The 10,349-nt window shown below is 65.7% G+C and carries 12 protein-coding genes and 1 pseudogene; 7 read left to right on the forward strand and 6 right to left on the reverse strand.

The features are described 5' to 3' along the window. Positions 1 to 304, forward strand: a pseudogene (locus B1964_RS23960) (transcriptional regulator); the annotation flags it as partial. Here the strand turns inward: B1964_RS23960 and B1964_RS23965 are convergent. Both B1964_RS23965 and B1964_RS23970 read right to left on the reverse strand, forming a co-directional pair. After that, on the reverse strand, positions 290 to 883 hold the full coding sequence (locus B1964_RS23965) for a peroxidase-related enzyme (protein WP_079931559.1): 594 nt from the start codon (positions 881 to 883) through the stop codon (positions 290 to 292). The pseudogene B1964_RS23960 and the gene B1964_RS23965 sit on opposite strands and share 15 nt — an antisense overlap. 28 nt (positions 884 to 911) lie before the next feature. Next, positions 912 to 1,736: a tat pathway signal sequence gene (locus B1964_RS23970; RefSeq protein WP_079931560.1), complete on the reverse strand. Its 825-nt coding sequence runs from the start codon at positions 1,734 to 1,736 to the stop codon at positions 912 to 914. A 165-nt stretch (positions 1,737 to 1,901) separates the two neighbouring features. Between B1964_RS23970 and B1964_RS31225 the strand changes: the two genes are divergently transcribed. Then, complete coding sequence (locus B1964_RS31225; protein WP_253194158.1) at positions 1,902 to 2,732, forward strand: APC family permease; 831 nt, start codon at positions 1,902 to 1,904, stop codon at positions 2,730 to 2,732. After that, complete coding sequence (locus tag B1964_RS31230) at positions 2,641 to 3,555, forward strand: APC family permease (RefSeq protein WP_253194159.1); 915 nt, start codon at positions 2,641 to 2,643, stop codon at positions 3,553 to 3,555. The genes B1964_RS31225 and B1964_RS31230 overlap by 92 nt, the downstream gene beginning before the upstream one ends. 3 nt (positions 3,556 to 3,558) lie before the next feature. On the opposite strand, the gene B1964_RS23980 is transcribed toward B1964_RS31230, so the two are convergent. Continuing rightward, positions 3,559 to 3,816 (reverse strand): hypothetical protein, encoded by a 258-nt coding sequence (locus B1964_RS23980; RefSeq protein ID WP_079931564.1) that lies wholly within the window; start codon positions 3,814 to 3,816, stop codon positions 3,559 to 3,561. A gap of 97 nt (positions 3,817 to 3,913) precedes the next feature. On the opposite strand from B1964_RS23980, the gene ppsA reads away from it, so the two are divergent. After that, positions 3,914 to 6,163: a phosphoenolpyruvate synthase gene (ppsA, locus tag B1964_RS23985; RefSeq protein ID WP_079931561.1), complete on the forward strand. Its 2,250-nt coding sequence runs from the start codon at positions 3,914 to 3,916 to the stop codon at positions 6,161 to 6,163. Between the two features lie 185 nt (positions 6,164 to 6,348). Next, positions 6,349 to 6,846, forward strand: a complete 498-nt coding sequence (locus B1964_RS23990) for an LURP-one-related family protein (RefSeq protein ID WP_014361997.1) — start codon at positions 6,349 to 6,351, stop codon at positions 6,844 to 6,846. Here the strand turns inward: B1964_RS23990 and B1964_RS23995 are convergent. Beyond that, positions 6,832 to 7,440: a TetR/AcrR family transcriptional regulator gene (locus tag B1964_RS23995; protein WP_079931562.1), complete on the reverse strand. Its 609-nt coding sequence runs from the start codon at positions 7,438 to 7,440 to the stop codon at positions 6,832 to 6,834. The genes B1964_RS23990 and B1964_RS23995 overlap by 15 nt on opposite strands. Positions 7,441 to 7,546: 106 nt before the next feature. On the opposite strand from B1964_RS23995, the gene B1964_RS31235 reads away from it, so the two are divergent. Both B1964_RS31235 and B1964_RS24000 read left to right on the forward strand, forming a co-directional pair. Next, positions 7,547 to 7,717, forward strand: coding sequence for a hypothetical protein (locus B1964_RS31235; RefSeq protein ID WP_253194160.1), 171 nt, complete (start codon positions 7,547 to 7,549; stop codon positions 7,715 to 7,717). Positions 7,718 to 7,720: 3 nt separating this feature from the next. Continuing rightward, entirely contained in the window at positions 7,721 to 8,950 is a 1,230-nt protein-coding gene (locus tag B1964_RS24000; protein ID WP_253194161.1) for a DHA2 family efflux MFS transporter permease subunit, read from the forward strand. Here B1964_RS24000 and B1964_RS24005 read toward each other — a convergent pair. Next, on the reverse strand, positions 8,942 to 9,718 hold the full coding sequence (locus B1964_RS24005) for an aldolase/citrate lyase family protein (RefSeq protein WP_079931563.1): 777 nt from the start codon (positions 9,716 to 9,718) through the stop codon (positions 8,942 to 8,944). The two genes, B1964_RS24000 and B1964_RS24005, sit on opposite strands and share 9 nt — an antisense overlap. Positions 9,719 to 9,726: 8 nt before the next feature. Beyond that, on the reverse strand, positions 9,727 to 10,349 hold a 623-nt coding region (locus tag B1964_RS24010; protein ID WP_139765848.1), incomplete at its 5' end, for an aldo/keto reductase.

The raw sequence follows: 10,349 nt of genomic DNA on the forward strand, positions 1-10,349 counted from the left end.
GAAAGTACGCTATCCGGCCGATCCGGCGCTGCGCGATCTGATCGATGAATTGACCTCGTCGAGTGCGAGATTCGCCGAACTCTGGGAGTCCGCCGACGATGCGCCGGCCCCCGACGCCGCACGTCACAAGGTGATCGCTCACCCGACGGTCGGGCCGATCACCGTCGACTGCGACACCCTCGTCGTCGCCGGCGATGACCTGCGCATCATGATCTACACTGCGGAGCCGGACACCGCCGATGCCGAGAAGCTGGACCTGGCAATTGTTCTCGGCACGCAGGCACTGTCATTACGTGGACCGTGAGCGATCCGCACGGCCCATCGCGTAGAACTCCTCGTTGGGCCGCAGGTTGGTGGCGTTGGCAATCCGGTTGGACATCCCGAAGAACGCCGAGATCGACGCGATGTCCCAGGCGTCCTCGTCGGTGAAGCCGTGGGATTTCAGTGCGTCGTAATCGGATTCGGACACCGCGTAGGCCTCGGTCGAGACCTTGAGGGCGAAATCGAGCATGGCGCGTTGACGATCGGTGATGTCGGCCTTGCGATAATTGGCGGCGATCTGATCGGCGATCAGCGGATTCTTGGCCCGGATGCGCAGGATCGCACCGTGGGCGACGACGCAGTACTGGCATTGGTTGGGGCTCGACGTGGCGACGACGATCATCTCGCGGTCGGCCTTGGTCAGATTCCCGGGCTTGTCCATCAACGCGTCGTGGTAGGCGACGAATGCCCGGAATTCGTCGGGGCGCCGGGCCAGCAGGAGGAACACGTTGGGGATGAAACCCGACTTCTCCTGGACTGCGAGGATGCGGTCACGCACATCATCGGGAAGGTCCTCGAGTGTCGGCGTCTCGAACCTGCTGATCGGGTGGGCGTCGGTCATGGTTGCTCCGTCTCAGCCGGGAGAGAGTTCAGCCCAGGAGATCTCGTGCCACCTGGGACACGGTGACCTTACCCTGCGCCTGTCCCCCCTGACCCGCAAGGTTGTTCATGATGGCGACGACGAATCGCTGGTTGTCGCCGGCGAATCCGATCGAGTTCATCACCGACCCGCCCTGCTCGTCGGACCAACCATTCTTGTTGCCGGGCGCCAGATTCGCCGGCAACGACTTGATCCCCCACTGCTGATCCGGTGCGACGCCGCGCATCTCGCCGATGAGGTAGGCGCGGTCGGCCGGCGCGGTGCGGGTGAGAACGTAGTCGACCAGTCGTGCGAGGTCGCGTGGGGTGTCCTTCTGGAATCCCCAATAGGGATAGAACTCGGTGAATCCTCGCTGCGGCGCCAGCGACGTCATCCCGAACGTGCGGAAGTCGCGGTTGAAGGTCTGGTGATCAGGCCCGGCGAAGGCGAACCAGAGTCGATCGGTCGCCTCGTCGTCGGAGCTGTTGAGCATGACGTGCATGTCGGCGCGATTGGCGGGCGAGAGCGTGATCGCACCCGATCGCACGCGGTTCAGCAGGTCGGTGGCGATCGCCAGCTTGATCGTCGACGCCGTCCACACCGGGGTGTCGGCGTTGCGATCGGCGTACGTCGCACCGGTGACGCGGTCGATCACCACGATCCCGGTGTGGCCCGGCCGGGTGGCCGCGTAGGCGTCGGCGGCGGTCAGCCGACCCGGTAGCTCGACGGCACGCGCGGTGTCACCCAGAGGTGCGGCGTGTGCCGGTGCTCCGGTGACGGCCACGACCGATGCCGCCACCGCCGAGAGCGCTGCGGCGAGGGCTGTACGAATCATGTGTCGTCGCATGGGCGCCACCGTACGGCACAGCCCTCATCGCACCCGACATCGTGTCGGATATGACGGGAATAGGTGGTTGTAAATCGGAAGAGTCCGGCGCCCGATCCGTTTTCGCGTGCAATTCAGTACGGTAAAAGTTCTTCCGTCTGCTAAGGAGTTCAGATGACCCAGACGAGTGCGAAGCCTGAAGCGGGTGACAACCGGAACCTGCGCAGAGATGTCGGTTTGATCGGTCTGCTGTTCGCCAGCGTCGGGTCGATCATCGGTAGCGGATGGCTTTTCGGCGCGATGAATGCCGCGCAGAAGGCGGGTCCGGCGGCGATCATCTCGTGGTCGATCGGTGCGGTCATGATTCTGCTGATCGCACTGACCTTCGCCGAACTCGGCACCATGTTCCCGGTCTCCGGTGGTGTGGTTCGCTTCCCGCACATCGCCTTTGGCTCGTTCGCGAGTTACACCAGCGGCTGGATCCTGTGGATCGCGTGCGGCACGGTGGCGCCGATCGAGGTGGAGGGCGCACTGCAGTACGCCACCAAGTACGCCGCGTTCACCTCCAAATCGACGGTCAACGGCGACACGGTGCACACGCTGACCGGCCTCGGCTACCTCACCGCCGTGGTCCTCCTCGCACTCTTCGTGGTGGTCAACTACACCGGCGTCCGCTGGTTCGCCCGGGTCAACAACGTGCTGGTGTGGTGGAAGCTCGCGATCATCACCGTCGTCGTGATCGCTTTCCTCGTCACCCAATTCCATCCCAGCAACTTCACCTCCAAGGGCTTCATGCCCAACGGCTGGGAAGGCGTGTTCACCGCGATCGCCACCTCGGGAATCGTGTTCTCGTTCCTGGGTTTCCGTCAGGGCATCGAGCTCGCCGGCGAAACGTCGAATCCCCCGGAAGTACGTGCCCATCGCCGTCATCGGGTCGGTGATCCTCACCGGGATCATCTATGTGGCGTTGCAGGTGGCGTTCATCGGCTCTCTCAACCCGCGTGACTTCATCCACGGATGGGCGACGATGGGGTTCACCAACGACTTCGGTCCGCTCGCCGCGATCGCCACCGCCATCGGACTCGGCTGGCTCGCCACACTGCTCTACATCGACGCGATCGTCTCCCCCGGAGACACCGGATTGATCTACACCACGGTCACCTCACGCGTGTCCTATGCCATGGCGCGCAACGGTAATGCACCGAAGATGCTGGCCAAGACGACCAACCGCGGTGTCCCGCTGGTCAGCCTGATCGTCGCCTTCGTCCTCGGTCTGATCATCTTGTTGCCCTTCCCGAGCTGGCAGCAGCTCGTCGGGTTCATCACCTCGGCGACCGTGCTGTCCTTTGCGGCGGGGCCTGTAGTCGTTGCGGCACTGCGTCGTTCGGACCCCAAGCGCGAACGGCCGTTCCGCGTGCCCGGCGGTGATGTGATCCCGCTGTTGGCGTTCGTCGCCTCCAACCTCATCGCTATCTGGTCGACATGGACGATCAACCTCAAACTGTTCATCGCCGTCCTGATCGGCCTCGTCCTGCTGGCCATCCTGGAGATGGTGTACGACCAGCCGGTCCTCGAGATGCGTTCGGGCTCATGGATGATCCTGTGGCTGGCCGGTCTCGCCCTGATCTCCTATCTGGCCGGCGATCTCGACAGCAGCGCCGTCCTCGGCTTCTGGTGGGCCAACATCATCACCGTGGTATTCAGCGTCGTCGTGTTCTATCTCGCCGTGCACTTCCGATTGAACAACACGACAATGGCCGAACACATGGACGCCGTCTTGACCGAGGCCCACGCCGAAGAGCAGGAACTCGGGCCCGCGGCGAGCTGACGATCAGCCCAGGATCAGCCATCCGAATCGCAGGACGACAGCGGTGACGCCGAAGACCGCCACGGCGAGGAGCCACCGCCGGGCGAGACGTTCCCGGGTGTCCCTGCCCTGGATGTCCCTGCCCTGGATGTCACGGTCGCGTCCCGGACGTTCGCGCAGATAGACGTAGGCCGCGGCGAGCGCACTGAACGCGGCGGCCACACCGACGACGGCGATGACCGTGATCATCACCAGGTCGGTCGTGCCGGCCGGTTCTCGCATGGCCCCGTCGATCCTACCCAGCACCACCTGGTGTCCTCGGTCCCTAGGCGTCGCCGTCGTCGGCGCGGACGATGGAAGGTGAACGAGGAGGTCAGCAATGATCCGAGAATTCTCGAACCTTCGACTCGACGATGCCGAGGACGCCGGCGGCAAGGGCGCCAATCTCGGCGAACTGTGCAGCGCCGGACTGCCGGTGCCACCGGGATTCGTCCTGCTGCGCGACTGCTATCGAGAGTCGATGTCGGTCGCCGGGTATGCCGAGGAGCTGGCATCGAAGCATCGCGACGCCCTCGCCGCGGTCGCCGACAACGACAAACTCACCGCGCTGTGCCACGAGTTGCAGGAGACGGTCGGTCTCGCAGGTATCGACCCGCAGGTACGCGAGGACATCCTCGACGCCTACCACCGGCTCGGCGACAACGTGCCGGTCGCGGTGCGCTCGTCGGCCACCGGTGAGGACGGCAAGGACGCCTCGTTCGCCGGCATGAACCGCACCCTGACCGACGTCGTCGGCGACATGGCGCTGCTCGACGCGGTGAGCGCGTGCTGGCAGTCGCTGTTCGGCCCCCGGGTCGTCGCCTATCGCGCCACAAGGGGATTCACCGACGAGCCCGCCATGGCGGTGGTCGTGCAGCAGATGGTCGCCTCACAACGGTCCGGGGTGGCGTTCACCGCCGACCCGAGTACTGGTGCGCGCGACCGCGTCGCCATCGAGGCAGCACTGGGTCTCGGCGAGGTGGTGGTGTCGGGGATGGTGCAACCCGACACCTACATCATCGACAAGTCCACCGGCTCCATCCTTGAGACCCACATCGGGCATCAGGACTTCCGCATCGTGCGCGGTACCGACGGCGTCGACCACACCGAAGACCTCGACGAGGATCTCGCGCAGGCCCGGGTCCTCGACGACGAGACCGTGCGACGGATCGCCGAGCTCGCGCTGGCCGTCGAGGACCATTACGGCTGCCCGCAGGATCTGGAATGGGCGATCGATCCCGGCGGCGCGGTGTGGCTGGTACAGGCACGCCCGATCACCACCCTCGGCGCCACCTCGTCGCCACCCGGAACGGTTCTGGCCCAGGGCCTCTCGGCCGCTCCCGGCATCGCCAGCGGGGCGGTCCGCGTTCTGAACTCGCCGGCCGACGGCGGGCAGCTCGCCGATGGTGAGGTGCTGGTCGCGCCGATGACCAACCCCGATTGGCTGCCGACCCTGCGGCGTGCGGCGGCGATCGTCACCGACGCTGGTGGGATGACCTGTCATGCGGCGATCGTCGCCCGCGAGCTCGGCGTGCCCTGCGTCGTCGGAGCACGTTCGGCCACAAAGGATCTGCCCGCGGGTGAGGTGGTCACGGTTGACGGTACGCATGGCCAGGTCCGTGCCGGTGTACCCGAGACCACCGCCAGGGTGGCCGTCACGTCGCCGGGCACGCCGACGGTGGCGCGCGCCGAGGTGACCGGGACCCGGATCTATGTGAATCTCGCGATGCCCGACAGCGCGGAGTCGGTGGCGGCTCTCGACGTCGACGGTGTGGGACTGCTGCGCGCGGAGTTCATCCTCACCGAGGCGCTCGGCGGTCGACATCCGCACGATCTCATCGCCAAGGGTGAGAGTGAGACCCTGGTGGATGCATTGGTGAGTTCGGTGGGCCGCATCGCGACGGCGTTCGCGCCGCGTCCGGTCATCTACCGCGCCACCGATTTTCGCAGTAACGAGTTCCGTACCCTGCGCGGCGGCGAGGAGTACGAGCCGGTCGAGCACAATCCGATGATCGGCTATCGCGGCTGCTTCCGCTATATCAAGGAACCCGAGTTGTTCGGTCTCGAACTCGAAGCGCTGGCCCGTATCCGCGACACCGCACCGAATCTCGGGCTGATGATCCCGTTCGTGCGGACGAAATGGGAGCTCGAGGAATGCCTTTCGCTGATCGACGCCAGTCGTCTCGGACACCAGCGAGGGCTGAAGCGGTGGGTGATGGCCGAGGTACCCTCGGTGGTTCACTGGCTACCGGAGTACGTCGGGATGGGCATCGACGGGGTGTCCATCGGCAGCAACGACCTGACCCAGTTGATGCTCGGCGTCGACCGAGACTCGGAGATCTGCGCAGAGGTGTTCGACGAGTCCGATCCCGCGGTGCTCGACGCCATCGGCCAGATCATCTCCACCGGACGGCGGCTGGGCATCACCACATCGCTGTGCGGACAGGCCCCGTCGACGAAACCCGAATTCGCCCAACGCCTCGTCGAACTCGGGATCACGTCGGTCTCGGTGAACCCCGACGCCGTTGACGCGACCAGACGAGCGGTCGCCGCGGCGGAACGGCGGTTGTTGTTGGCGGCGGCACGCTGACGAGGACGGCCGACGAACCACCCTCGGGGGGTCCAGGTGGGCCAGTCGGGTTCGCCGACGGCTATCCCGCACAGCGATACGAGCTGGTAGCGGCGAGAAAATGGTCCTTGAGCCGCCCGAAGACCACATCGCCCGGGAATTGACGCGATGAGCCACTAGGGTGGGCCACATCCGAGAGGAGGCCCATGTCCACGCTGTACATCAAGCAGAAGATGCTCTCGCCGAGCGGCAAGTTCACCGTGCTCGATCAGGCCCAGCAACCGCGATACCTCGTCAGCGGCAGCTTCATGAAGATCCCCAAGAGCTTCACCATCACCGACACCTTCGACCGGCCGGTTGCCGAGATCACCAAGGCGGTGTTCAGCTTTCAGCCGAGGTTCACCGTCGAGATGAATGGCCGGTTGGTGGCGACGATCCGCAAGGAGTTCAGCTTTTTCAAGCCCCGCTACACCATCGACGGTGCCGGCCTCGACGTCTCCGGCGATTGGTGGGACATGAATTTCAGCGTCCTGCGCGGCGGGCAGCCGGTCGCCACGATTCACCGAAAGCTGTTGAGCTGGGCCGACACCTACGAGGTCGAGGTGGTCGATGAGTCGCTCGAGGCGACGATCATCTCGCTGGTGGTCGCGATCGATCGGGTACGAGCCGACAGCGACGGCGCAAACGCCTCAGCCACGTTCTGAGGTCACCAACGGCCAGAAGATGTCGTCGACGATCGAGTCGATGCGATCGTCGCCGACCCGCTCGAGGCGCATCAGCAGATCGTGCCGCATCAGGTCGAATGGCAGGTCGAGCACCGACTGCGGCACGTGGTCGAGGTCGATCTCGCCACGCTCGGCGGCCCGGGCGAAAATGTCGGCGGCGCGGGTGTTTCCGGCACCGTGCAGCATCTGCTCGCGAATCGCGGCGGGGGTGTATCCGGAACTGTCATGGAGTCCGGCGAAGGCCGCGCTGACGACGGCGAGCATGCCCGAGCGCGCGTCGTTCATGGTGTGGAGCAATTGCCGGATGTCTTCGCGCAGGCTGCCGGTGTCGGGGGTTTCGGCGGGAGTGTTGGCGGCGTAGTCGGTGAGAGCGGCCAACACCAGATCGTCCTTGTTGGGCCATCGGCGGTAGAGCACGCCGACGCCGGTCTTCGCGCGCGCGGCGACCGATTCCATGGTCAGTCTGGCGAATCCGACGTCGACCAGCTCGTCCCACGCGGCCTGCAGCAAGGCCTGTTCCAACTCGGGCCCACGGCGACGCCGCCGTGGGGTCTCGGTGCGCTCGGCCGTCATGTCGACATCGTAGTCACCGCCGATGAATAAGGACGGTTTACATTCCTTATCTTGGCGCGTAGCGTCCATAAGGAATGGATTCCTCTCTTAAAGACGGGAGGTCGTGATGACCACGACCGACACACCCCTTGACGACAAGATCGATCCGCAGGTGCTCAAAACGGCGATGGTCCTCGTCGTCGGCGCCCTTGCCGTGGTGTTCGACACCACCATCGTCAGCGTCGCACTACACCAACTGGCCGTCGACCTACACGCATCGGTCACCACAATCCAATGAGTGATGACGGGTTACCTTCTCGCACTTGGTATTGCAGTGCCGCTGAGCACATGGGCGCTGGCCCGGTTCGGCGGGAAACGCGTGTGGATGGTCTCCCTCGCGGTGTTCCTGATCGGCTCCATCGGCTCAAGTCTCGCGTGGAGTGCCGGCGCCCTCATCGGATGGCGGGTGCTGCAGGGCCTCGGTGGCGGACTGATGTTGCCGGTGATGACGACCATGATCATGCAGGCCGCCGCCGGCCGCGCCATCGGGCGCACGGTCACATGGGTGGCACTACCCGCATTGCTCGGCCCCATCCTCGGACCGCTGGTCGGTGGCCTCATCATTAGTCAGCTGAGCTGGCGGTACATGTTCTGGGTCAACGTCCCGTTCTGTCTCATCGGCTTGTTCCTCGCGTGGCGGTACCTCGAGAAAGAGCCGACGCCGCAGCAGTTTCCGCGTCTGGACGTCTGGGGCCTGGTTGCCTTCGCCCCGGGTATCGCGTGCGTGATCCTCGCGTTGTCGAACGCGGGCGGCGAGGCCGGATTCGCCCACCCCGACGTCCTCGTGCCCCTGACCGTGGGCGTCGTCGCCCTGATCGTCTTCGCCCTCCACGCATTGCGGACGTCCGCGCCGCTCATCGACATTCGCCTGCTGGCCACGCGATCGGTCGGCTCTTCGTCGACGGTGATGTTCTTGTCGGGGTTCGCCCTGTACGGGGCGATGCTGGTACTGCCGCTCTACTATCAGGAGGCGCGCGGCGCCTCCGCGCTGACGGCGGGAATCATGCTGGTACCGCAAGGAATCGGCACCTTGCTGAGCCGGCAGATCGCAGGTCCGCTCACCGATAGCATCGGCGCCCGGATGATCGCCACCGCCGGATTCCTGATCACGGCGGCGGCGACCATCCCGTTCTGCTTCGCCGACGCGCACAGCAACGCCTGGATGCTCGCGGCGTTCCTGGTGGTGCGCGGCGTCGGGCTCGGCGCCATCACGATGCCCGTGATGACCGCGTCCTATGTGGGTCTCGACCGCGATGCCATCGCGCATTCCAGCGTGCTCACCCGCACCACCCAGCAACTCGGCGGGTCGTTCGGGACCGCGGTACTCGCCGTCCTCCTGACCTCCCAGGGATTTCACGCCGCATTCTGGTGGGCAACGGGTTTCGCCCTGGCAGCCACCCTGCTGTGCGTCTGGCTCCCCGGGCGCAAGGAGGTTCTCGAGGCGGCTGCGGCGGCCCGTCGGTCAGCGTGACAGCCCGGCGCGCGCGTGCTCGAGATGCTGCGCCGACGCGTTACGCAGGTGGACGAGGTCGCTGGCGACCGAGGCGAGGGTGAACCCGTCGGCCAGTCTCCGCGCCGCGGTCTGACCGTCGCTCGTGTGGATACCGGCCGCGATACCCGCCTTCTGTGCTGCGGTCCGAATGCGGGCAAGAGTCTCCTCAAACCGCTCGTCGATCGAGGGATCGGTGGAGGTCGCGCCGCCCAGCGCCAGTCGCAGGTCCGACGGGCCGACGTAGATCCCGTCGAGTCCTGGTGTCGCACAAATCGCTTCGACGTTGGCAATTCCCTGCTGCGTCTCGATCATCGCAAGGACGACGGTCTCGTCGTCGGCGGTGGCCGGAGTCGGCCCGATCCGCAGTTGCGATCGCATCGGGCCGTAGGACCGGACCCCGGAGGGAGGGTATTTCGCTGCCGCGACGGCAGCAGCGGCTTCGGAAGCGGTGTTGATCAACGGCACGATCACCCCACTCGCCCCGCCGTCGAGCGCGCGCCCGATCATCGCCGCGTCGTTGGCCTCCACCCGCACCATGCTCACCGGGCCACCGGCGGCGTCGATCGCCGTCAGATTGGTGATCATTCCCGCATAGCCGATGAGTCCGTGCTGGAGGTCGAGGGCAATGTAGTCCCAGCCGACGTGCGCGAGCCATTCCGCGGCGATCGGGCAGTCCAGGACCGACCAATAGCCGAGGATGGGTTCGCGGTCACGCACTCGCTGCGCGAAAGTCGCTCTGCCGGTCATGTTCTCGCCTATCGGTTGTAGTTGGGCATGGGTCCGCGCAGGTCTGCGCCGACGTCGGCGCAGGCGCTCATCACCTCGTCGGGTAACGGCCCCTTCGCGAGGATCTCCAGATTGGCACGCAGGTGCTCGACCCTGGAGCCGCCGAGCAGGATGGGCCCGGCCGTGGGTGTGGATCGTAGCCAGCGAAAGGCGAGCTCCACCAACGTCATCTCGGCCTTGTCGGCGATGGTCGTCAACGCCTCGATCGCCTCGAACACGGCACGGTTCCAATAGCGCTGCTTGTACATCTCGGCGAGCTTGGACGTTCCGAAACGCCCCTCGCCGGGATCGGCGTCGAAGCGGTGCTGCCCGGTCAGCAGGCCACCGCCGAGAGGGTTGTAGACCATCGTGACGAGATCGGTGACGCGCGCGAACTCCGCGTATTCTTCCTCGATGCGACGGGCCAGGAGGTTGTAGAGCTGTTGGGCCACCACCGGTCGGGCGATGCCCAGAGCATCGGCCGTGTGGTTGAGCTCGGCGATCTGCCACGCGGCGTAGTTCGACACCCCCAGAGCGCCGACCGTGCCCGCGTCCATGAGTTCGCCGACAGCGGTGAGGGTTTCGGCGAGTGAGGTCCTACGGTCCGGTTGAT

The sequence above is a fragment of the Gordonia sp. i37 genome (assembly GCF_002043085.1).
Taxonomy (GTDB): Bacteria; Actinomycetota; Actinomycetes; order Mycobacteriales; family Mycobacteriaceae; genus Gordonia; species Gordonia polyisoprenivorans.

Excerpts from the sequence above, each read along its gene's own strand:
- B1964_RS23995 (WP_079931562.1), bottom strand. The coding sequence starts at position 7,440 with ATGACGGCCGAGCGCACCGAGACCCCACGGCGGCGTCGCCGTGGGCCC.
- ppsA (WP_079931561.1), top strand. The coding sequence starts at position 3,914 with ATGATCCGAGAATTCTCGAACCTTCGACTCGACGATGCCGAGGACGCC.
- B1964_RS23990 (WP_014361997.1), top strand. The coding sequence starts at position 6,349 with ATGTCCACGCTGTACATCAAGCAGAAGATGCTCTCGCCGAGCGGCAAG.
- B1964_RS23980 (WP_079931564.1), bottom strand. The coding sequence starts at position 3,816 with ATGCGAGAACCGGCCGGCACGACCGACCTGGTGATGATCACGGTCATC.
- B1964_RS24000 (WP_253194161.1), top strand. The coding sequence starts at position 7,721 with ATGACGGGTTACCTTCTCGCACTTGGTATTGCAGTGCCGCTGAGCACA.
- B1964_RS31235 (WP_253194160.1), top strand. The coding sequence starts at position 7,547 with ATGACCACGACCGACACACCCCTTGACGACAAGATCGATCCGCAGGTG.
- B1964_RS31225 (WP_253194158.1), top strand. The coding sequence starts at position 1,902 with ATGACCCAGACGAGTGCGAAGCCTGAAGCGGGTGACAACCGGAACCTG.
- B1964_RS23965 (WP_079931559.1), bottom strand. The coding sequence starts at position 883 with ATGACCGACGCCCACCCGATCAGCAGGTTCGAGACGCCGACACTCGAG.
- B1964_RS23970 (WP_079931560.1), bottom strand. The coding sequence starts at position 1,736 with ATGATTCGTACAGCCCTCGCCGCAGCGCTCTCGGCGGTGGCGGCATCG.
- B1964_RS24005 (WP_079931563.1), bottom strand. The coding sequence starts at position 9,718 with ATGACCGGCAGAGCGACTTTCGCGCAGCGAGTGCGTGACCGCGAACCC.